Raw genomic sequence first — 21176 nt, forward strand, 5'->3', positions numbered from 1 at the left:
ATCCGGCATGCTCCGCTACTTTGAACATCTGATCGATCCGTTTGTCCCTGAGGAAAACGATCCGCCGACCGGCCTGCTCGCCTTCTACCGCCATTTCCTCCTGGCCGTCTGGCCCTATGTCGTCGCGCTGATGGCGGCGGGGCTCGCCGTTTCGCTGGCCGAGGTCGCGATCTACTCCTATGTCGGCCGCCTGGTCGATCTGATGGCCAATGGCCAGACGGCGACCTTCCTGGCCGATCATGGCTGGCAACTGGCCGGCATGGCCGTCGTGGTCCTGTTCCTGCGGCCGCTGGTCAACGCGATCCAGACCATCCTGTCGAACCAGACGCTGCCACCGGCCCTGACCGCGCGCGTGCGCTGGCTCAACCACCTGCATGTGATCGGCCAGTCCTATTCGTTCTTCCAGAACGATTTTTCCGGCCGCATCGTCACCAAGATCGTGCAGACCGGCTCGGCGCTGACGCAGTCGATCACCCAGGTGATCGATGCGCTCTGGGTGATCTCGGTCTTCGTCGTCTCGGCCCTGTTCATCTTCGCCGATGTCAGCCTGCTGATGGCGGTGCCGCTGGCGATCTGGGTCGCGGCGCTGGCGACGCTCGCCTATTTCTTCGTGCCGAAGGTGCGCAAGCGCGCTGCCGCCGCCTCCGAGGCGCGCTCGCTTCTGACCGGCAAGCTCGCCGACATCTACGGCAACATCCAGACGGTGAAGCTGTTCGCCCGCGACGGCCGCGAGGAAGACACGGCCCGCAACGCCATCGCCGAGCAGACCGGCCGGATGCTCGACCAGAACCGGTTGCTCACCACGCTGTCGATCCTGATGCAGTTCACCAATGCCCTGCTTATCGGCGCGACCGGCGCGGCGGCGGTCGTGCTCTGGATGCGCGGATCGATCAGCGCGGGCGAGACGGCGGTGGCGCTCGGCCTCGTCATGCGGCTCACTGTCATGTCCGGACGGGTGATGATGACGCTCACCGGCCTGTTCGACAATGTCGGCACGGTCGAGGATGGCATGCGCACGATCGCCCGCCCGCATGGGCTGATCGATCAGCCCGATGCGCCGCAGCTGATCGTCAGCAAGGGCGAAATCGCCTTCGAAGACGTCGTGTTCAACTATGGCGGCAAGACGCCGGTCCTGCGCGGCGTCAACCTGGTGGTCAAGCCCGGCGAACGCATCGGCCTGGTCGGCCGTTCCGGCGCCGGCAAGACGACGATGGTGAGCCTGCTGCTGCGCCTCTATGACCTCGAGAGCGGCGCGATCCGCATCGACGGGCAGGATATCTCCACCGTCACGCAGGGCTCCCTGCGCGCCGCGATCGGCGTCGTCACGCAGGATACGGCGCTGCTCAACCGCTCGGTGCGCGACAACATCCGCTACGGCCGACCCGACGCCGACGACGCGGCGGTGCGCCTGGCGGCGCATCAAGCCTCGGCGGATGGCTTCATCGAGGGGCTGGCCGACCCGCGCGGCCGCACCGGCTATGACGCGCATGTCGGCGAACGCGGCGTCAAGCTTTCCGGCGGCCAGCGCCAGCGCATCGCCATCGCCCGCGTGCTGCTCAAGGACGCGCCGATCCTCGTGCTCGACGAGGCGACCTCGGCGCTCGATTCCGAAATCGAGTCGGTGATCCAGGAGCAGCTCGAGGGGCTGATGGCGGACAAGACGGTGATCGCCATCGCGCACCGCCTGTCGACCATCGCGGCGATGGACCGCCTCGTCGTCATGGACGAAGGCCGCATCGTCGAGACCGGCACGCATCAGGAGCTGCTGGCGGCGCAAGGCCTCTATGCCTCGCTCTGGGCCCGCCAGTCCGGCGGCTTCATCGGCGGCCTCACCCCGCACGAGATCGCGGCGGAGTAGCCGATGGGTGACAAGCCAAGCGCCTGTCACCCATCCGCAACAAGACGCCCGAAAACCCGCTCGCACCGCGAAAATGCGGGATCTGAAGTGAAATCCGCGCTAGCATCCTCTGATTGCATGAGTTGCCGCCGCATTTCGCGCGCCGCAGCGCAGATCCGGGAGGGTTGGATGGAAAATATCCTGTTGAACATCCGGCCCGCGATCTGCCCCCGTCAGGCGATGCACGCCACGCTCTGACGCTTTCCTGGCCCCACCGGCCACTCTTCCGGACTTCCCGCTCCTATCCGGTCCCGGTACGCCCAGGCTCCTCGCTTCCGCCGGAAGATGCGCCCTCTCCCGCCGGAGACGCGCGTCCGCAATCCAATTTCGAGCCGCGCGCCCGAGGCGCGGTCCAGCTTCCAAATCCTGGACATTTCCATGTTCCGCTTCTTCGAATCCCGGATCGATCCGTTCCGCAGCCATGACGACAGCATGCCGCCGGCGACGCTGGTCGGCTTCTACTGGCGCTATTGCCGCCAGATCTGGCCGTACCTGCTGATCTTGATGGCGATCGGTCTGGTGGTATCGCTGATCGAGATCGCGATGCTTCGCTATATCGGCTCGATCGTCGACCTGCTGAAATCGACCACGCCGAGCGAAATCCTGGCCGATTACGGTCCGACCTTTCTCTGGATGGGCTTCGTCATCGTCATCGCGCGGCCGCTGGCAGCGCTGGCGCACGATCTCGTCAACCAGCAGACCATCGCGCCCAACTTCACCAATCTGATCCGCTGGCAGACGCACCACTATGTCATGCGCCAGTCGATCACCTTCTTCGCCAACGACTTCGCCGGCCGCATCGCCTCGAAGATCGTGCAGACCGGCCCGGCGCTGCGCGAATCGGTGACGCAGGTGATCGACGCGCTGTGGTTCGTGACGATCTTCTCCGGCTCGGCGTTGGTGATCTTCTGGAGCGCCGACTGGCGGCTCGCGATGCCGCTGCTGCTCTGGATCATCGCCTATGTGCTGACGCTGGCCTGGTTCGTGCCGCGCATCCGCGACCGCGCGACCATCATGTCCGAGATGCGCTCGCAGCTCACCGGCCGGATCGTCGACAGCTACACCAACGTCCAGACGGTGAAGCTCTTCGCCCATCCCGAGCGCGAGGACGAATATGCCAAGGAGGCGCTGGTCGAGCACACCGCCGCCTTCAAGAACGAGACGCGGCTGATCACGGCGATGAACGCCACGGTTTCCAGCCTGAACGGCCTGCTGGTCATGGCGACCGGCACGCTGGCGGTCTGGCTTTGGTCGTTCGAGGCCATCACGCTGGGCGCCATCGCGGTGGCGGCAGGCCTCGCCATCCGCATCACCAACATGTCCGGCTGGATCATGTGGGTGGCGGTCGGCATCTTCGAGCAGATGGGCACCGTACAGGAGGGGCTGGAGACGATCGCCCGCCCCTACGACCTGCTCGACAAGCCCGATGCCAGGCCCCTCGTCGCCGACAGGGGTGAGATCCGGTTCGAGAATGTCCGCTTCCACTATGGCAAGGCCGGCGGGATCATCGAGGACCTGAGCTTCACCATCCGGCCGGGCGAGAAGGTCGGCCTGGTCGGACGGTCGGGCGCCGGCAAGTCGACCTTGGTCAACCTGCTGCTGCGCTTCTACGACGTGGAGGCCGGCCGCGTGCTGATCGACGGGCAGAACGTCTCGGACGTGACGCAGGACAGTCTCCGGCAGCAGATCGGCCTGGTAACCCAGGACACCTCGTTGCTGCATCGGTCGGTGCGCGACAACATCCTCTATGGCCGCCCCGATGCATCGGAAGAGGCGGTGCGGGAAGCGACCCGGCAGGCGCATGCCGACGGCTTCATCGAGGGGCTGAGCGATCCCAGGGGACGCCGGGGGCTCGACGCGCATGTCGGCGAGCGCGGGGTGAAGCTGTCGGGCGGCCAGCGCCAGCGCATCGCCATTGCCCGCGTGCTCCTGAAGGACGCGCCGATCCTGATCCTCGACGAGGCGACGTCCGCGCTCGATTCGGAGGTCGAGGCGGCGATCCAGGAGAGCTTCCTCCGGCTGATGGAGAACAAGACCGTGATCGCCATCGCACACCGCCTCTCCACCATCGCGGCGATGGACCGGCTGATCGTGCTCGACCAGGGCCGCATCGTCGAAACCGGCAGCCACGAGCAGCTCCTGCGCCAGAACGGCCTCTATGCCGGCCTCTGGCATCGGCAGTCGGGCGGGTTCCTGGACCTGCACGCCAACTGAGTCCCACCATTGGGCGGAGCGGGCGGCGAAGCGGCCGTCCGCCTCTTTCCACCCTATTCGGCGCGATCCCTGCGCATATCCCGTCGCCTTCCCGCGACAATGTGCGCATCGGGTGAGCGCTCTCTGGACATTCCTCGCCGTCGGTGGCTAAACAGCTTCTAATCTGACAGATGGGGACCATGCCGGTTTTCCCATCCATTTCGGCCGGGCGTTCCGGACATCGCACTGATGTGGGCCGCATACGGACGATGACGACGGCAGCGCCCGCTTCCGAGGACTATGAGGGGATCATCTTGGCTGAAAATGCTACGGCAGAACCGACCCGCCGCGACTTTCTGTATATTGCGACCGGCGCAGTAGGCGCTGTCGGTGTCGCGGCCGCCGTCTGGCCTTTCATCAATCAGATGAATCCCGACGCGTCGGCATTGGCGCTCGCTTCCACGGAAGTCGACATCGGCGCCCTGCAACCCGGCGACTCGCTGACCGTGAAGTGGCGCGGCAAGCCCGTGGTCGTGCGCAACCGCACGCAGAAGGAAATCGACGACGCCAAGGCGGCCTCGCTTTCCGACCTCAAGGATCCGGTCGCGCGCAACGCCAACCTGCAGCTCGACGCTCCGGCCACCGATGCCAACCGCGCCGCGGCCGGCAAGGAAAACTGGTTCGTCATGGTCAATGTCTGCACCCATCTGGGCTGCATTCCGCTCGGCCAGTCTGGCGAATACAATGGCTGGTTCTGCCCTTGCCATGGCTCGGTCTACGACACGGCCGGCCGCATCCGCAGCGGCCCGGCTCCGGAGAATATGGCCGTTCCGGTCTATTCCTTCCTGAGCGACACCAAGATCAAGATCGGCTGACCGGGGGAAATCGAGATCATGTCCGGACCATCTAGCTATCAGCCGCAGAACGCTTTCTTGAAGTGGTTCGAGGCGCGCCTGCCAATCGGCGGGCTCATCCATTCGTCGTTCATCGTGTTCCCCAATCCGCGGAACCTGAACTACTGGTGGACCTTCGGCGGCATCCTCGCCTTCATGCTGGTGGCGCAGATCGTCACCGGCGTCGTGCTGGTGATGCACTACACCCCCCACACCTCGCTGGCCTTCTCCTCCGTCGAAGGCATCATGCGCGACGTGAACTATGGCTGGCTGCTGCGCTACCTGCACGCCAACGGCGCGTCGATGTTCTTCATCGCCGTCTACGTCCACATCTTCCGCGGCCTCTACTACGGCTCCTACAAGGCGCCGCGCGAGGTGCTGTGGATCCTCGGCATGATCATCTTCCTGCTGATGATGGCCACCGGCTTCATGGGCTATGTGCTTCCCTGGGGACAGATGTCCTTCTGGGGCGCCACCGTGATCACCAACCTCTTCTCGGCGATCCCGATCGTCGGCGAGACCATCGTGACCTGGCTCTGGGGCGGCTTCTCCGTCGACAACCCGACGCTGAACCGGTTCTTCTCGCTGCACTATTTGCTGCCGTTCATGATCGCCGGCGTCGTCGTCCTGCACATCTGGGCGCTGCACATTCCCGGCTCGAACAACCCGACCGGCGTGTCGGTCAAGTCCAGCCAGGACACCCTGCCCTTCCATCCCTACTTCACCGTCAAGGATGCCCTCGGCCTGGTCGTCTTCCTGATCGTCTATATGTGGTTCGTGTTCTACCTGCCGAACTTCATGGGCCATCCGGACAACTACACCCCGGCCAACCCGCTGGTGACGCCTGCGCATATCGTTCCGGAATGGTACTTCCTGCCGTTCTACGCGATCCTGCGTTCGATCCCGGACAAGCTGGGCGGCGTCATCGCGATGTTCGGCGCCATCGCCGTGCTGTTCGTGGTTCCCTGGCTCGACACCTCGAAGGTCCGTTCGGCCAACTTCCGCCCGCTCTATCGCCAGTTCTTCTGGATCCTGGTGATCGTGTCGATCGGCCTGGGCTATCTCGGCTCGCGTCCAGCGGAAGGTGGATATGTCATCGCTTCGCGTATCCTGACGGTCTACTACTTCTTTCACTTCCTGGTGATCCTGCCGCTGCTCGGCCTGTTCGAGAAGCCGAAGCCTCTGCCCGCGTCGATCACCGAGTCGGTTCTCGGCAAGGGTGCGGCCAATGTCACCGCCGGTGCGCCCGCCGCGCCGCAGAGCAAGTAAGCCGCGAGAGGATCACGGATCGATCATGATGAAGACCCTTTCCGAGAAGATCGCGCGGTTTGGCCTGGCCCTGTCCCTCAGCGTCGCTTCGGCGACGCTGGTGGCCGGCCCGGTGAGCGCCGCCGAGGAAGCCGTCCACGAGACGCCGCACTACCCGTTGGTGCATCCGACCCAGGAACCCTGGAGCTTCGCCGGCGTGTTCGGCAAGTTCGATACGGCACAGTTGCAGCGCGGCTACCAGGTCTACAAGGAAGTCTGCTCCGCCTGTCACTCGATGAACCTGATGAGCTTCCGCAACCTGGGCCAGCCCGGCGGACCGCACTTCAGCGAGGCGCAGGTCAAGGCGCTTGCCGCGACCTTCCAGGTGCAGGACGGCCCGAACGACGCCGGCGACATGTTCGAGCGCCCGGCCCGTCCTTCGGACCGCTTCCCGTCGCCCTTCCCCAATCCGGAAGCGGCCGCGGCCTCGAACAACGGCAAGGCTCCGCCGGACCTGTCGCTGATGGGCAAGGCGCGCGCCGTCGAGCGTGGCTTCCCCTGGTTCGTGCTGGATATCTTCACCCAGTACCAGGAAGGCGGCCCGGACTATATCCACGGCCTGCTGACCGGCTACCGCGAGCCGCCGGAAGGCGTCACCGTCGGCCCCGGCCTGCACTACAATGTCGGCTTCGGCAGCGGCCCGGCGATTGCCATGGCCCCGCCGCTCTCGGACGGCCAGATCACCTATGCCGACGGCACGCCCGAGACCGTCGACCAGTACTCGCGCGACGTCGCGGCCTTCCTGATGTGGACGGCAGAGCCGCATCTCGACGCACGCAAGCGCATCGGCTTCCAGGTGATCATCTTCCTGATTATCTTTGCCGGCCTGCTCTACTTCGCCAAGAAGAAGATCTGGGCCAAGGTCGCCCACTAGGCGCGACCGGCAGACCTGCATTGAAAAGGGCCCCATCGGGGCCCTTTTTTTATTGCTGCTGCTGTTGCTGCTGCCGGAAGCTCGTCAGGAATGCCTTGAGGTTCTGGCGCAGCGTTTCCGCATCGGCGCGGAAATCGTCGTCGATCCACTCACGCTCCAGTTTCCTGAGCAGCAGGCCCACCAGCGGCCCGCGGTCCACGCCAAGCTCCACCACGTCACGGCCGGAGAGCGGGAACGTCGGAATCGGCCAGGACTGAGCGCCCGCGCGGCGCGCCACGAAATCATCGGGGGCGAGTTGGCCCTTGGCGGCGGCAAAGGTCAGCCCGTCGAGAAAGGCACCCTCCCCGATCGCATAGAGCGTCGCGTGATCGGCGTCGGGCGACGAGTTCACAAGGTCGGACGCGGCCGAAAGGGCCGCGCGCATCCGGTTGCGCTCGGCGTTGGAAAGCCGGAAGCGCAGCCCGATCCGGTCGACATCCTCCTGCACGCGGCCGAACAGCACGGCGAAACGCATGGCGGGGGATGGTTCTTCCCGTTCGAAATCGGGCAGATGCGCCAGGGCGATGAGGTCGCCGACACTGGCCGAAATCAGCGGCAGGATGCCGCTTTCCTGCATCAGGACCAGCGTCGGTACAGCGCCTTTCGCCACGACCAGGCGGCGCATCTCCTGGCCGACCCGCTCGGCCGAAAGCCCGGACAGGTCGTGGCGGGCGCGAATGGCTGCCGCCAGCCCTTCCGCGTCCGGCGCGCCGACGCCATAGGCGGCGTGGAAACGGAAAAAGCGCAGCGCCCGCAGCCGGTCCTCGGCGATGCGACGGTCGGCCGAGCCGATGAAGCGGATCTTTCGCGCGTCGAGGTCGGCCAGACCACCGACCGGATCATGCAGCGTCCCGTCGAGATCGACCGACAGGGCATTGATCGTGAAATCCCGCCGCTCGGCATCGGCCTGCCAGTCGCGGCCGAAGCGCACGACGGCGCGGCGGCCATCCGTCTCGATATCCTCGCGCAGCGTCGTCACCTCGACGACATGGCGATCGCCGATCACCGTCACCGTGCCATGCTCGATGCCGGTCGGCGCGACCTTGAGGCCCGCGGCCTCGGCGCGCGCGATGACCGTCTCCGGCACGGCCGTCGTGGCGACATCCACATCGGCGACGGGCAGGCGCATCAGCGTGTTGCGCACGGCGCCGCCGATGACGCGCGCTTCCTCGCCATCGGTCGACAGCAGTTCCAGCACCTGGCGCACCAGCGGCTGGGCAAGAAACGCCGCGTCCCTGCAATCCCTCTGGGTCAATCGAAGCCACCCGGAACCAGCTTGCCATCGCGGAACGCCGCCGGATGATAGGTCGTGCCGACATCGCCCCCGGAGAAATGCACAAGGCCGATCACGGCGGCCAGGACGAGCACGACGCCGGTTGCCGACAGTCGCGACAGGACCTTGTAGGACCAGTCCTCACGGGACAGCGACGAGCCGGGCGCGAACTGGCGCCAGGCCGCATAGGCTAGGAACGGCGCCAGGAAGCAGAACAGTGTAATGGCGAGAAATCGCAGCATCTATTGAAAGAGTCTCTCATAGAGACCGCGGATGATCCCGGCGGTCACTCCCCAGATATGGTGTTCGTCATACGGCATTTGATAGAGAGAATGCCGGACGCCATCAAATTCGCGACTGATCGTCTGGTGATTTTCTGGCGTCATCAGGAAAGAGAGCGGTACTTCGAAGGTCGCGTCAACCTCGGCCGGGTTCAGCACCAGATGATGTTCGGGAGCCACCCGCGCCACGATCGCGGTGATCCGGTAGCCCGTACCGGCGATATAGGGGTCCAGCCCGCCGATCGGCTCGACCAGGGCCGGGTCCAGCCCGATCTCCTCCTGCGCCTCGCGCAGCGCGGCAGCCGTCGCGTCCTGATCGGTCGGATCGATCTTGCCGCCCGGAAACGCGATCTGGCCGGGATGCTTGCGCAGTTGCATCGTCCGCCGCGTCATCAGCACGGTGGCGGTACTGCGCTCGACGATCGGAATCAGCACCGCCGCCTCCCGCCAGACGAATCCCTTCGGCGGCACGAATTCCGGGTTGATGACGATCTCGTTCGGATCCGCGACCAGCGGATGCTCGAGCGGCAGGAGCCGTTGTCGCGCCCGCTCGAAGAAGTGATCCGGCCGGAACGGATCGTCGTCGCCGAACTGCGTCAAGACGTCACCGCCGCTTCGGCGGGGCCCATGCCAAAGAAGTGCCCGCTGGAAACCACGCCGATCTCTTCGCCGCGCTGCTCGAAATACGAAGCGAGTTCATGCACCAGCGACCGCGCCAGCCGGGCTTCGAGCCCGCCTCGGACCAGGATGTAAGGAACCAGCCCGCCGCTCGCCGCATCTGCCGCGCCCCGCAGCGGATGCTCAGCATCGATGGTGACGACATCGCCGACATTGGTGCGGAGAACCAGCGTCTGTGCGGCCCCCTCGCCCTCGACAGCCAGTTCCACCGCAATGAACGGCGCATCCTCGACGGTAATAGTCAGCTTTTCGACCGGTGTGACGAGGACATAGCTGCCATCCGGCTCGCGGCGCAACACGGTGGCGAACAGCTTGACCAGCGCCTCGCGCAGGATAGGCCTTCCCTCGTGATGCCAGGCGCCATTCCGGTCGATCCGGATGTCGATCACGCCGCAATGCGCGGGATGCCAGAGATGGACCGGCGCCGGTCCGCGCAGCTTGCCCGCCCGTTCGATGAGCCCCGGGAGGGCCGAACCCGGTGCCGAAATGTCCTCGGCCTTGGTTTCGCCCTGCTTTGTCACTGACATGCTAAGTATCATCCTTCCGTGCATGGCGGCGGAGCCAGAGGCTGACGCTGCCATGCCGGTCGTGCGAAGATTGTACGCGGATCGAGTCACTCGGTCTCGTCGCGACCGTAACCGAAACTATATGGGCCGATATGAGCGCGTTCAATCAGACCTCCATCGCCGACGTCAATCCCGGTCGCACGATCGCCGAAGCCGACGCGGCCGTTGCCTCGATCAAGGCGGCCCGCGCCGCCATAGGCAAAGTGATCTACGGCCAGGAGACGGTGATCGAGCGCGTGCTGGTGACGCTGCTGGCCGGCGGCCATGGCCTGCTGGTCGGCGTGCCCGGCCTCGCCAAGACCAAGCTGGTCGAAACGCTCGGCATCGTGCTGGGCCTTGAGGAGCGCCGCGTTCAGTTCACCCCCGACCTGATGCCGTCCGACATTCTGGGGTCGGAGGTGATGGACATGGACGAGAACGGCCGCCGCTCCTTCCGCTTCCTGAAGGGACCGATTTTCGGCCAGTTACTGATGGCGGACGAGATCAACCGCGCCAGCCCGCGCACGCAATCCGCGTTGCTGCAGGCGATGCAGGAGTATCACGTCACCGTCGCCGGTCAGCGCTACGACCTGCCGAGCCCCTTCCACGTACTCGCGACGCAGAACCCGCTGGAGCAGGAAGGCACCTATCCCCTGCCCGAGGCGCAGCTGGACCGCTTCCTGCTGCAGATCGACGTGCTCTATCCCGATCGCGACGCCGAGCGGAAGATGCTGTTCGAGACCACCGGCGCCAGCGATGCCGTCGCCGAAAAGGTGACGGACGCGCAGTCGCTGAAGGCCATCCAGCAACTGGTGCGCCGCCTGCCGATCGGCGAGAGCGTCGTCGAGGCCATTCTCAATCTCGTTCGCTCGGCCCGGCCCGGCGAGATCGCCGACAGCAAGCTTTCCGGCGTCATCGCCTGGGGACCCGGCCCCCGCGCCAGCCAGGCCCTGATGCTTGCCGTCCGCGCCCGCGCCCTGATCGACGGCCGCTATGCGCCATCGGTCGACGACGTGATCGCGCTGGCCGAACCGGTGCTGCAGCACCGCATGAGCCTGAGCTTCGCGGCCCGGGCCGATGGGCTCACGGTGCGCGATGTCATCGGGACCCTCAAGTCACGAATTGGGTGACGTCTTGAGCGAAGCACGCGCTTCCGTGCAGGCAACCAGCCGTGTCGGCACAAATCTGGCGGAGGCCAAGGGCCTGGCCCTGAGGCTGCCGGACCTGCTGGTCGAGGCACGCCGGGTTGCGACCACAGTTCTCGCGGGCTGGCATGGGCGCCGCCGCGCCGGTCCTGGCGAAACCTTCTGGCAATTTCGTCCCTTCGTGGCAGGCGAGGCACCCGGCCGCATCGACTGGCGCCGCTCGGCCCGCGACGATCACTTCTATATCCGCGAGCGCGAATGGGAGGCGGCGCATACCATATGGCTCGCCGCCGACCTGTCGCGCTCGATGGATTTCCGGTCGCGGCTGGCGCTTGCCTCCAAGCGCGACCGCGCCGTCGTGCTGCTGCTGGCGCTGGGTGACCTGCTCGCCGCGGCCGGGGAGCGCATCGGCCTGCTTGGCCTGAGCGATCCCATCCTGTCGCGCAACGCGGCCGAGCGGCTGGCGGAGACGCTCGCCCATTTCGACACCGACCAGCCGGCCCTTCCCGCCGCCCTGCGGCTGAGCCGCTTTGCCGATCTCGTCGTCATCGGCGATTTTCTCGATCCACTCGACGAGATCGAGGCACGCCTGGCCGAATATGCCCGCCATGGCGCCACCGTTCATCTGGTCGAGATCCGCGATCCGGTCGAGGAGACCTTCCCCTATGCCGGCCGCACCGAGTTCCGCGATCCCGAAAGCGGCGCGCTCTACACGATCGGCCGCGCCGAGCAGATCGCCGAGGACTATCGCAAGCGCCTCGTCGCCCGCCGCGAGACGCTGGCCGCGACCTGCCGGCGCCTGGGCTGGACCTATCTGACCCACCGCACCGACCACCCGGCGACCGAGCCGCTGCTGGCGCTGCACGCCCGGCTCTCCGCCCGCACCACGCAGGGAGATCGGGCATGATCGCCGGGCTCCCCCTCGCCTTCGGCGCACCGCTGGTGCTGGCGGCGCTTGTACTGCTGCCGGCGATCTGGTGGCTGCTGAAGCTGACCCCGCCCAAGCCCCGGCTGGAGAGCTTTCCGCCGACGCGAATCCTTGCCGAGATCGCCCGGCGCGACGAACAGCCGGCGCGCAGTCCCTGGTGGCTGACGGCGCTGCGGCTGCTGCTGGCCGGGCTCGTCATCCTCGCGCTCGCCGCGCCGATCTGGCGGCCGACCGGCGAAAGTGCGCCCGGCTCGGGACCGCTGCTGGTGGTCATCGACAATGACTGGGCCTCCGCTCGCGATTGGGAGACGCGGATCGATACCGCCCGCCGCATCGTGCAACTGGCCGAGAGCGCCGGCCGGCCGGTCGGCCTGATCGCCACGGCGGAACCTGCCAACCAGGAATTCGCACCCACCGATGGCGCGGCGATTCGCACGCGCCTCGATGCGTTGGCGCCGCGCCCCTATCCGACCAACCGGGCGGCTATCGCCGCTGCATTGCGATCGACGGCCAACGCGACCGGGTTCGGCGGTGTCGCCTGGCTTTCCAACGGCCTTGGTGGCCAGGACGCGGAGGATTTCGGCCGCTTTCTGGAAAGCTCGATCCAGGCGCCGGTGACGGTCTATGGCAGTGATGGCAAGGCTCTGCTCGGGCTCGCGGCGCCCGTCGCCACCGCCGACGCCTTGACCCTTTCCGCGATCCGCGGCGATGGCGCGGCCGCTTCCGGCGGCACGCTGGTCGCCCGCGACATGCGCGGTCGCTCGGTCGGCGAAGCGCCCTTCGCGTTCAAGCCCGGCGAACTGCGCACCGACGCCGTTTTCAACCTGCCGACCGAATTGCGCAATGAGATCGTCCGCGTCGAGATCGCCGGCCAGCATACGGCCGGCGCCGTGCAGCTTCTGGACGACCGCTTCAAGCGTCGCCGCATCGGCCTGATTTCCGGCGCGTCAAGCGACAATGCCCAGCCGCTGCTCTCGCCGCTCTACTACATCACCCGCGCCGTGCAGCCTTTCGCCGATGTCATCGAGCCGCGCGATGCCAATGCGGCACTCGCCGTGCCGCAGATGATCGAGGCCGGCGCTGCCGTGATCGCCATGGCGGATATCGGGACGCTGACGCCCGACGTCGAGGACAAGCTCGCCAGTTGGGTCGAGGCCGGCGGCACGCTGCTGCGCTTCGCCGGGCCGCGCCTCGCGGCGGCGAGCGCCGATACCGACACGCTGATCCCCGTGCGCCTGCGCGAGGGCGGGCGCGTGCTCGGCGGCAGCCTCTCCTGGTCGTCGCCGCAGCCGCTCGCCTCCTTCGCCGCCACCAGCCCCTTCGCGGGCCTCGCGATCGCGAGGGATATCGAGGTTCGCCGGCAGGTTCTGGCCGAGCCGGACGCCAACCTGCCCGCCCGCACCTGGGCAGCGCTTGCCGACGGCACGCCGCTGGTCACCGCCGCGCCGCTCGGCAAGGGATGGCTGGTGCTGTTCCATGTCACCGCCGACGCCAGCTGGTCAAACCTGCCGCTTTCCGGCACGTTCGTGGAGATGCTGCGCCGGATTTCGGCCTTCGCCTCGGTGCCGCTGATGCAGGATAGCGCCGCCAAGACGGTCGAGGGCGCAGCCGGCGCGACGCTGCCGCCTTACAGGCTGCTGGACGGCTTCGGCCATTTCATATCCAGCGATCCGATGGCGCGGCCGCTGCCGGCCTCCGGCGCGCCGGTCGCCACCAGCGCCGAACATCCGCCCGGCCTCTATGGCAGCGAGGACGGCTTCCGCGCCATCAACGTGCTGGCGCCCGACGCTACCTTGCCGCCCTTCGACGCCAGCGCCATGAGCCGGGCCGAGCTCCGGCCCTACCCGACGACGGCGCCGATCGACCTTTCGCCCTGGCTGCTGCTCGCCGCGCTGGTCTGTCTGATTGCCGACGCGCTCGCCGTGCTCTGGATGAACGGGGGCCTACGGATGCGCCGTCACGCGACCGCGTCTGTTATCCTCATGTTAACCCTGATGCACGGTTTTGCGCCCCCGCCGGCCCATGCCGATGCGGCGAGCGACCAGTTCGCCATGGACGCCGTCAACACGTCGCGGCTCGCTTATGTCCGGACCGGCAACAGCGAGATCGACGACATGAGCGAAGCCGGCCTGGCAGGCCTGGCGCGCGCCCTCAGTGCCCGCACGGCGATGGAGCCGGACAATCCGCTCGGCGTCGATGTCGAGAAGGACGAGCTGAGCTTCTTCCCGCTGCTCTATTGGCCGATCGATCCGTCGTCGCCCATGCCCTCCTCGCAGACCCTGGCCAAGATCGACGCCTATATGAAACAGGGCGGCTCGATCCTGTTCGACACGCGCGACGAACTGGAACGGGCGCCCGGCTCCACCGGCTTCGGCGGCACCCCGGCGGCCGAGCGGCTGCGCGCCATGCTGTCCGGCCTCGACATCCCGCCGCTCGAGCCGGTGCCCGGCAACCACGTGCTCACCAAGGCCTTCTACCTGCTCGAGGACTTTCCCGGCCGCTATAGCGGCGGACCGCTCTGGGTCGAGGCGTCGCCGCCGGAGGACGACGCCACCGCCGCCCAGCGTCCGGCCCGGCCGGGTGACGGCGTCTCGTCGATCCTGATCACCGAGAACGACATGGCCGCCGCCTGGGCGACCGACCCGGACGGCCGCTACCTCGTGCCGACCGTGCCGCCGGACCCGCGCCAGCGCGAACTCGCCTATCGCACCGGCATCAACATCGTCATGTACACCCTGACCGGCAACTACAAGGCCGACCAGGTCCATGTGCCGGCGCTTCTGGAGAGGCTAGGCCAGTGAATTGGTCCCTGACCTTCGCGCCGCTGATCCCGCTGCCCTGGCTGGTCGCGGTGGCCGTGCTCGGCCTTCTCGCGGTGGCGCCGCTGCTGCTGCGCCGCCTTCGCGGCGGCTGGCTGCGCCTGCTGGCGCTGGTGGCGCTGATCGCCGCCCTTTCCGGGCCGGTGCTGCTCGCCGAGGACCGGCAGCCTCTGCCGACCGTGGTGGCGCTCGTCGTCGACAAGAGCGCCAGCCAGGATCTCGATGGCCGCGCCGGCATGACGGCCGACGCCCGCGCCGCGCTGGAAAAGCGCTTCGGCGAATTGGGCAGCATCGATCTGCGGGTCGTCGAGGCCGGCGGCAAGACCGGCGGGGCGCCGGTCGACGGCACGGAGCTGTTTACCGCCGTGCAGGCCGCGCTGGCCGATGTCGCGCCGGAACGGCTGGGCGCCGTCGTCATGCTGACCGACGGCGAAGTGCATGACGTGCCGACGCCGCCAGGCTCGCCCTTCGCCGGCGCGCCGCTGCATGCGCTGATCTCCGGCCATGACGACGAGCGCGACCGCCAGATGGTGATCCGCTCGGCGCCGCGCTTTTCGATCGTCGGCGAGAACCAGACGATCGAATACAGCGTGATCGACCAGGGCGCGCCAACCAACGAGCCGGTCCGCGTCACCATCAGCCTGGACGGCGAGCCGCTCGCCACGGAAACCGTGACGCCGGGCGCGCTGAACCGCTTTCCGATCCGCATCGCTCATGCCGGGCAGAACATCTACGAATTCGAGGCCGCCCCGCTCGAGGGCGAACTGACGCCCGTCAACAACCGCGCCGCCGCCGTCATCGATGGCATCCGCGAGAATCTGCGCGTGCTGCTGGTCTCCGGCGAACCGCATGCCGGCGAACGGATCTGGCGCAACCTGCTGAAATCCGACGCCTCGGTCGATCTCGTCCACTTCACCATTCTTCGCCCGCCGGAAAAGCAGGACGGCACGCCGATCAACGAGCTTTCGCTGATCGCCTTCCCGACGCGCGAGCTGTTTTCGGTCAAGATCGACCAGTTCGACCTGATCATCTTCGACCGCTACGCCCAGCGCGGCGTGCTGCCGACCATCTATTTCGACAACATCGCCCGCTATGTCCGCGAGGGCGGCGCGCTGCTGGTCGCCTCCGGGCCGGATTACGCCTCGGATGACAGCCTCTGGAGCACGCCCCTGGCCGACGTGCTGCCGGCAGCCCCCACCGGCCGCGTCATCGAAAAGCCCTTCAGCCCGCGCGTGACAGATCTCGGCCAACGCCATCCCGTGACGCGCGGCCTCGAAGGCGCCAATGCCGAGCCGCCGCGCTGGAGCCGCTGGTTCCGCCAAGTCGAGGTCGACAGGCCGAATGGCGAGACCATCATGAAGGGTGCCGACGACGATCCGCTGCTGGTGCTCGACCGCGAGGGCAAGGGCCGCGTGGCGCTGATGCTCTCCGACCAGGTCTGGCTGTGGGCGCGCGGCTTCGAGGGCGGCGGCCCGCATGTCGACCTGCTGCGCCGGCTGGCGCACTGGCTGATGAAGGAACCCGACCTCGAGGAAGAGGCGCTGCGCGCCACGGCACGCGGCGCGACGCTCCTCGTCGACCGCCAGACCATGCAGGAAACGATCGGCCCGGTCACCGTCATCGCGCCTTCCGGCACGCGCCGGACGCTGACCCTCGCCCCGCAGGCGCCTGGGCGCTTCCACGCCGAGATGGCAGCCGACGAGATCGGCCTCTGGCGCGTCGAGGACGGCGAATATCGCGCCTTCGCGCATGTCGGCCCCGCTAATCCGCGCGAATTCACCGACGTGCTGTCGACCTTCGAAAAGCTTCAGCCCGTGGTCGACGCGACCGGTGGACACATCGCCCGCATGGTCACGGACGGCAAGGCGGACCTGCCGCGCATCGTGCCGATGCGCCCCGGCCGCTCCATGTCGGGCCGCGACTGGATGGGCGTGCGGATGACGGAGGCGTCGGTGTTGAAGGGCGTCGACCGCTGGCCGCTCTTCTCCGGCTTCCTCGGCCTCGCCGCCCTGCTCGGCGTCATGGCCGCGACCTGGTATCGCGAGGGGCGGTAGGGCGGGAAGCGACGCGGCTTCTTTCACTCCTCCCAGGATGCCGCCCCCGCCCCCGACATCCTGATGGGCCCGAAGTGCCGTCTCGAAGGACGCACGGCGGACATGCAGGTGGCCACAGAAGGAGTTGCACGGCGATCGTGCGTCCTTCGAGACGGTTTTCTGCGAAAGCCCTCAGGATGATGAGGATGGGCGCTTGGCAAAATGCTGACTCCCGCCCACCCGATATGGACAAGGGGCGACGTCCACGCTCGCCGTCATCCTGGGCTTGACCCAGGATCCATTCAGCCGTGGCATAGGGAGGTTCGCACGGCCGCCCTCACGGCTGTATGGATCCCCGCCTTCGCGGGGATGATGCCGGAGCTGGAGACAACCTGAGCAGCTCTAAGCCGCGCGTTCCGCGGCGCCGCCGAGGCCTTCGAGGGCGGTGTCGGTGAGCGGGCAGACGAGGACGCGGGCCGGGTCGGCCGGGGCCGGAAGGGTGATCTGGTAGGGCTTCAGCCGGACGAATCCGAACGGGCCGTAATAGGGCTCGTCGCCGACCAGCAGGATCACGGCATGGCCGGCCTCCCTGGCGGCCGCGATCGCGGTGCGCATCAGCGACTTGCCGGCGCCCCTGCCCTTCCACTCCGGCACGACGACGAGTGGCCCGAGCAGGATGGCGGGCTTGCCGCCAATGCGGATCGGGGTCAGCCGCACCGAGCCGATCAGCCGCTCCCCGGACCTGGCGACGAAGGAAAGCTCGGGATCATGCGGAACGCCCTCGCGCAGCAGCGAAGCGGCGCGCACGAACCTGCCGGGCCCAAACGAGATCTCGTGCAGCGCTTCGATGGCCGCATCGTCGGCAGGCTGCTCGGCCAGGACGGTAAAGGAGTCGATCTTCATGAATGGCGTCTCGTCGGAAGGGCATGGCGCAGTCCAACGGAGGCCACCGATCAGGTGCGGCGGGCCCCGGGGACAAGCGATCGAACGGCGTCACGTGACAGGAGGTCACGGCCGTCGGTTCGTCGTCGCAGCAGGATAAGGCTCGGAGTCATGCTTGGTTCCGGGTCGCACGCCAAGGCGCAATACCATGCGGGCACGGCCTCGGCAATCACCAATGCGGCACGACCGGCGCGCCCCCGGCGATCTCGGCCAGCCGGCGGCGGGTCGCCGGAGTCGTCGCTTCCGGCAGGGCCTGCGGGGAGAAAAAGCCCGCCTCGGCGATTTCGCGATTGGGATAGTCCGGCGGGCTGGGTCGGCGGATGCTGCGCGAGACGAAAACCAGCACATGGTCGCGCCGCCGCTTCGGATTGACGTAGATGGCGAAGAGCGTCGGCACGCCGTCCACCTCGAGGCCGCCCTCCTCGCGCAGTTCGCGCAGCAGCGCGTCCTGCACGGTCTCGCCGCGCTCGACGCCGCCGCCGGGCAGGTACCAGCCCGGCATGTAGCTGTGGCGGACGAGGAAGATGCGTCCCTCCTCATCGAAACAGGCGCCCCGCACCCCGAGCGTCATGCCGCGCAGGACCGGCGCGACGAAGGTTCCAAGGCGAGCGAGAACGGAATACATGCGGATTTCGATCCAGACTGGCGAACGACGGACGATGCCGGTCCAGCATGGCAGGCCATGGGCGGCGTGTCTGCCTTGTTGCCGCTTCGCCGGGCTCCGCCCGTCTGCGTCGTTCCGAGCACTGCGAAGCAAAGATCCGCGATCCGCGCGGCCGGGTTCGCGTAGACGCGACAGGAGCACCGCGCCGGGGCCCGGCCGGGGAGAGCGGGTTCGGGAAATTGCCCAGCCAGGTGACGGCGGCCGGGCGCGTGCGGCGGATCGCAACTGGACGCTGGGGCCGCGCTTCGCTAAGCCCAGAGGATGTTCCTTCTCGCTCACCTCTCCGATCCGCATCTCGGCCCCCTGCCCCGTCCGCGCACGATGGAGCTCGCCTCGAAGCGGGTGATCGGTTACTTCAACTGGCAGCGCAACCGCGTCCGTTCGCTGGGTGGCCATGTGCTGGCTGGCCTGGTCGAAGACATGCTGGCGCAGAACCCCGATCACATCGCCGTCACCGGCGACCTGGTCAACATCGCGCTGCCGACCGAGATCATCGCGGCGGGCGAATGGCTGCAGGCGGTCGGAGCGCCGCACGACGTCTCGTTCGTGCCGGGCAATCACGATGCCTATGTGCCGGGAGCGCTCGCCAAGGCGCTCGCGCTATGGGCGCCCTTTGCGACCGGCGACGAGGGACTGGCGCTCGGCCGCGTGATCTTTCCCTATCTGCGCAGGCGTGGCCCTGCCGCGATCATCGGCGTCTCAAGCGCCCGCGCTTCGGCGCCCTTCATGGCAACGGGCCATGTCGAGGCCCACGCGCTGCCGATGCTGCGCGACATGCTGATCCGTGCCAAGGGAGAAGGCCTCTACCGCGTCGTGCTGATCCATCATCCGCCGTTCAAGAAGGCGACGAACTGGCACAAGCGGCTGGTCGGCGCCGGACGGATCCGCGCCATCATCAAGGAAGTCGGCGCCGAGCTGATCCTGCACGGGCATACCCATATCGACAGCTTCGAGAGCATCGAAGGTCCGCAGGGACCCGTGCCGGTGATCGGCGTGCCGTCGGCGGCCAACGCGCCGGGCGGCCACAAGCCCGCCGGCCGCTATAACCTGTTCGGCATCGATGGCGAGCCCGGCAACTGGCGCTGCTCGCTGGTCGAGCGCGGCTATGGCGCCCCCGGCTCCGGGATCGAAATCATCCGCGAACGCAGCGTCCTCTAGCCTCCGGCCCGCATGCCTTCCTGCCGACGTTCACTCGCCGCCGAGGGTCGAACCCGGCATTCTAGAAGAACAGGCGGGCGATGAACACTGAGCATCCGCCGGTTGCAGCCGACGGACTGGAACGGTAATCCTTTCCATCGAAGGATGACGAGCCGCCGCGCTCGGAATTGGGGGCTGGCGTCTGATGAAATCACTGTCCTGCGCTCGCTTGGCACCGCTTGCCGCGATCGCATTGGCTGGCTGCTCGGATAACCGAGCACCGGCCATTCCGCTTTTCGGCGCCTATTTCCCGGCCTGGCTCGCCTGCGCCACCATCGGCATTCTCGGCGCGGTGGCGATCCGCGTCGCCTTCGTGCTGATCGGACTGGACGACCGGCTGCCGCTGCGGCTCCTGGTCTATGTCTGTCTCGCGGCCGGAATTTCCTTCGCCGCTTCCCTCGCCTTTTTCGGACGCTGACGATGAGCAAGCCCGGTTTCCTCGGCAAGGCGCTCGGCGGCGTCGTGGCCCTCGTCATCATCGCCGGCGCCGGCGCGCTTGGCTGGAAATACCTGCGCCAGGGCGAGCTGAACCCGACCTCGGACGACGCCGTCGTCCAGGCCAATCTGGTCAACATCTCCTCGACCGTTCCCGGCCGGATCATCGAGATCGCGGTCAAGAACGACGGCCGGGTGAAGCGCGGCGACCTTCTGTTCGCGATCGATCCGGTCCCCTATCGCCTTGCCGTCGAACAGACCAAGGCCGACCTGATGATCGCCGAGGCCGCGCTGGCCGCGCAGCAGCGCACCATCCGCGCCGAGACCTCCAATGCCGCGGTGGCGAGCGAGCAGATCTCCCGCGCGCGCGTCAATCTCGACCTCGCGACCCAGACGCTGCAGCGCCTGACCGCGCTTCGCCCCAAGGGCTACGTCACCGCCCAGCAGGTGGATGATGCGGCGACCGCCAAGCGCGACGCCACGATCAGCCTGAACCAGGCCCTGGCGCAGCGCGAGGCGGCGGATGCGCTGGTCAGCACGCTGGACGGCGCCGAGGCGCTGGTTTCCGCCCGCCGCGCGGCGCTGGCGCTGGCCGAGCGGAACCTCGCCGATACGCAGGTGCGCGCGCCGCATGACGGTCTCGTCGCCGGCCTCGCCGTGTCGACGGGCCAGTTCGTCATTACCGGCCAGTCGGTCTTCACCCTGATCGACACCGAGCAATGGTTCGTCACCGCCGCCTTCCGCGAGACGGAGCTGCGGCAATTGCAGGAGGGCGCCTGCGCCACGGCCTATGTGATGGCCAACCGTTCGGTGCCGCTGCGCGGCCGCGTGGTCGGCATCGGCTGGGGCGTCAGCTCGGAGGAAGTGCTGCTGTTTCCGCGCAGCCTGCCCTATGTGCCGAAGACGCTGAACTGGGTGCGCATCTCGCAGCGCTTCCCGGTCCGCATCCTGCTCGACAATCCGCCGCAGGAACTGATGCGCGTCGGCGCTTCGGCGATCGCCACCATCCATAGCGAAGACCGCTGCTGAGGC

At 67.5% G+C, this 21176-nt stretch carries 18 protein-coding genes; 12 read left to right on the plus strand and 6 right to left on the minus strand.

Going from position 1 to position 21176, the window contains the following annotated elements; all coding sequences use genetic code 11:
- The first annotated feature begins 7 nt into the window (after positions 1 to 7).
- From OSH10_RS01870 to OSH10_RS01890, 5 genes are all read left to right on the plus strand, one after another.
- Positions 8 to 1858 (plus strand): ABC transporter ATP-binding protein, encoded by a 1851-nt coding sequence (locus OSH10_RS01870; RefSeq protein ID WP_266329778.1) that lies wholly within the window; start codon positions 8 to 10, stop codon positions 1856 to 1858.
- Between the two features lie 417 nt (positions 1859 to 2275).
- Positions 2276 to 4111, plus strand: a complete 1836-nt coding sequence (locus tag OSH10_RS01875) for an ABC transporter ATP-binding protein (RefSeq protein ID WP_266329779.1) — start codon at positions 2276 to 2278, stop codon at positions 4109 to 4111.
- A 293-nt stretch (positions 4112 to 4404) separates the two neighbouring features.
- Positions 4405 to 4965 (plus strand): ubiquinol-cytochrome c reductase iron-sulfur subunit, encoded by a 561-nt coding sequence (gene petA, locus OSH10_RS01880; protein WP_266329780.1) that lies wholly within the window; start codon positions 4405 to 4407, stop codon positions 4963 to 4965.
- Between the two features lie 18 nt (positions 4966 to 4983).
- Positions 4984 to 6252, plus strand: a complete 1269-nt coding sequence (locus OSH10_RS01885; protein WP_266329781.1) for a cytochrome b — start codon at positions 4984 to 4986, stop codon at positions 6250 to 6252.
- Positions 6253 to 6280: 28 nt separating this feature from the next.
- The gene (locus OSH10_RS01890) at positions 6281 to 7165 is read left to right on the plus strand and encodes a cytochrome c1 (protein ID WP_407660665.1); all 885 of its coding nucleotides are present in this window, start codon (positions 6281 to 6283) and stop codon (positions 7163 to 7165) included.
- A gap of 49 nt (positions 7166 to 7214) precedes the next feature.
- Here the strand turns inward: OSH10_RS01890 and OSH10_RS01895 are convergent, their stop codons facing one another.
- From OSH10_RS01895 to OSH10_RS01910, 4 genes are read right to left on the minus strand one after another with little or no spacing between them, the layout of a single operon-like run.
- Complete coding sequence (locus OSH10_RS01895; protein WP_266329783.1) at positions 7215 to 8459, minus strand: CCA tRNA nucleotidyltransferase; 1245 nt, start codon at positions 8457 to 8459, stop codon at positions 7215 to 7217.
- Positions 8456 to 8719: a DUF6111 family protein gene (locus OSH10_RS01900; RefSeq protein WP_266329784.1), complete on the minus strand. Its 264-nt coding sequence runs from the start codon at positions 8717 to 8719 to the stop codon at positions 8456 to 8458. Before OSH10_RS01900 ends, OSH10_RS01895 begins: the two co-directional genes overlap by 4 nt.
- Entirely contained in the window at positions 8720 to 9358 is a 639-nt protein-coding gene (locus OSH10_RS01905) for a CoA pyrophosphatase (protein ID WP_266329785.1), read from the minus strand.
- A complete protein-coding gene (locus OSH10_RS01910; protein ID WP_266329786.1) occupies positions 9355 to 9963 on the minus strand; it encodes a DUF1285 domain-containing protein in 609 nt (202 codons plus the stop codon). Before OSH10_RS01910 ends, OSH10_RS01905 begins: the two co-directional genes overlap by 4 nt.
- A gap of 131 nt (positions 9964 to 10094) precedes the next feature.
- On the opposite strand from OSH10_RS01910, the gene OSH10_RS01915 reads away from it, so the two are divergent.
- Genes OSH10_RS01915 through OSH10_RS01930 form a run of 4 tightly spaced genes read left to right on the plus strand, consistent with a single transcriptional unit; the run spans position 10095 to position 16927 of the window.
- A complete protein-coding gene (locus tag OSH10_RS01915) occupies positions 10095 to 11111 on the plus strand; it encodes an AAA family ATPase (protein WP_266329787.1) in 1017 nt (338 codons plus the stop codon).
- 4 nt (positions 11112 to 11115) lie between these two features.
- The gene (locus tag OSH10_RS01920) at positions 11116 to 12033 is read left to right on the plus strand and encodes a DUF58 domain-containing protein (RefSeq protein ID WP_266329788.1); all 918 of its coding nucleotides are present in this window, start codon (positions 11116 to 11118) and stop codon (positions 12031 to 12033) included.
- On the plus strand, positions 12030 to 14855 hold the full coding sequence (locus OSH10_RS01925; RefSeq protein ID WP_266329789.1) for a DUF4159 domain-containing protein: 2826 nt from the start codon (positions 12030 to 12032) through the stop codon (positions 14853 to 14855). The genes OSH10_RS01920 and OSH10_RS01925 overlap by 4 nt, the downstream gene beginning before the upstream one ends.
- Entirely contained in the window at positions 14852 to 16927 is a 2076-nt protein-coding gene (locus OSH10_RS01930; protein WP_266329790.1) for a hypothetical protein, read from the plus strand. The genes OSH10_RS01925 and OSH10_RS01930 overlap by 4 nt, the downstream gene beginning before the upstream one ends.
- 381 nt (positions 16928 to 17308) lie before the next feature.
- Here OSH10_RS01930 and OSH10_RS01935 read toward each other — a convergent pair whose 3' ends face one another.
- Complete coding sequence (locus OSH10_RS01935) at positions 17309 to 17809, minus strand: GNAT family N-acetyltransferase (RefSeq protein ID WP_266329791.1); 501 nt, start codon at positions 17807 to 17809, stop codon at positions 17309 to 17311.
- Positions 17810 to 18017: 208 nt separating this feature from the next.
- Positions 18018 to 18473: an NUDIX domain-containing protein gene (locus OSH10_RS01940; protein ID WP_266329792.1), complete on the minus strand. Its 456-nt coding sequence runs from the start codon at positions 18471 to 18473 to the stop codon at positions 18018 to 18020.
- 300 nt (positions 18474 to 18773) lie between these two features.
- Between OSH10_RS01940 and OSH10_RS01945 the strand changes: the two genes are divergently transcribed.
- The 3 genes from OSH10_RS01945 to mdtN all read left to right on the plus strand — a co-directional run bounded on the left by OSH10_RS01945 (position 18774) and on the right by mdtN (position 21173).
- Positions 18774 to 19670 (plus strand): metallophosphoesterase family protein, encoded by an 897-nt coding sequence (locus tag OSH10_RS01945; protein ID WP_266329794.1) that lies wholly within the window; start codon positions 18774 to 18776, stop codon positions 19668 to 19670.
- A 184-nt stretch (positions 19671 to 19854) separates the two neighbouring features.
- A complete protein-coding gene (locus OSH10_RS01950) occupies positions 19855 to 20127 on the plus strand; it encodes a YtcA family lipoprotein (protein WP_266329796.1) in 273 nt (90 codons plus the stop codon).
- Between the two features lie 2 nt (positions 20128 to 20129).
- A complete protein-coding gene (gene mdtN / locus OSH10_RS01955; RefSeq protein ID WP_266329797.1) occupies positions 20130 to 21173 on the plus strand; it encodes a multidrug transporter subunit MdtN in 1044 nt (347 codons plus the stop codon).
- Positions 21174 to 21176: the final 3 nt, after the last annotated feature.

The organism is Kaistia defluvii, assembly GCF_026343955.1.
Taxonomy (GTDB): Bacteria; Pseudomonadota; Alphaproteobacteria; order Rhizobiales; family Kaistiaceae; genus Kaistia; species Kaistia defluvii.

Excerpts from the sequence above, each read along its gene's own strand:
- OSH10_RS01870 (WP_266329778.1), top strand. The coding sequence starts at position 8 with ATGCTCCGCTACTTTGAACATCTGATCGATCCGTTTGTCCCTGAGGAA.
- OSH10_RS01875 (WP_266329779.1), top strand. The coding sequence starts at position 2,276 with ATGTTCCGCTTCTTCGAATCCCGGATCGATCCGTTCCGCAGCCATGAC.
- OSH10_RS01885 (WP_266329781.1), top strand. The coding sequence starts at position 4,984 with ATGTCCGGACCATCTAGCTATCAGCCGCAGAACGCTTTCTTGAAGTGG.
- OSH10_RS01890 (WP_407660665.1), top strand. The coding sequence starts at position 6,281 with ATGAAGACCCTTTCCGAGAAGATCGCGCGGTTTGGCCTGGCCCTGTCC.
- OSH10_RS01900 (WP_266329784.1), bottom strand. The coding sequence starts at position 8,719 with ATGCTGCGATTTCTCGCCATTACACTGTTCTGCTTCCTGGCGCCGTTC.
- OSH10_RS01910 (WP_266329786.1), bottom strand. The coding sequence starts at position 9,963 with ATGTCAGTGACAAAGCAGGGCGAAACCAAGGCCGAGGACATTTCGGCA.
- OSH10_RS01915 (WP_266329787.1), top strand. The coding sequence starts at position 10,095 with ATGAGCGCGTTCAATCAGACCTCCATCGCCGACGTCAATCCCGGTCGC.
- OSH10_RS01925 (WP_266329789.1), top strand. The coding sequence starts at position 12,030 with ATGATCGCCGGGCTCCCCCTCGCCTTCGGCGCACCGCTGGTGCTGGCG.
- OSH10_RS01935 (WP_266329791.1), bottom strand. The coding sequence starts at position 17,809 with ATGAAGATCGACTCCTTTACCGTCCTGGCCGAGCAGCCTGCCGACGAT.
- OSH10_RS01940 (WP_266329792.1), bottom strand. The coding sequence starts at position 18,473 with ATGTATTCCGTTCTCGCTCGCCTTGGAACCTTCGTCGCGCCGGTCCTG.
- OSH10_RS01945 (WP_266329794.1), top strand. The coding sequence starts at position 18,774 with ATGTTCCTTCTCGCTCACCTCTCCGATCCGCATCTCGGCCCCCTGCCC.
- OSH10_RS01950 (WP_266329796.1), top strand. The coding sequence starts at position 19,855 with ATGAAATCACTGTCCTGCGCTCGCTTGGCACCGCTTGCCGCGATCGCA.
- mdtN (WP_266329797.1), top strand. The coding sequence starts at position 20,130 with ATGAGCAAGCCCGGTTTCCTCGGCAAGGCGCTCGGCGGCGTCGTGGCC.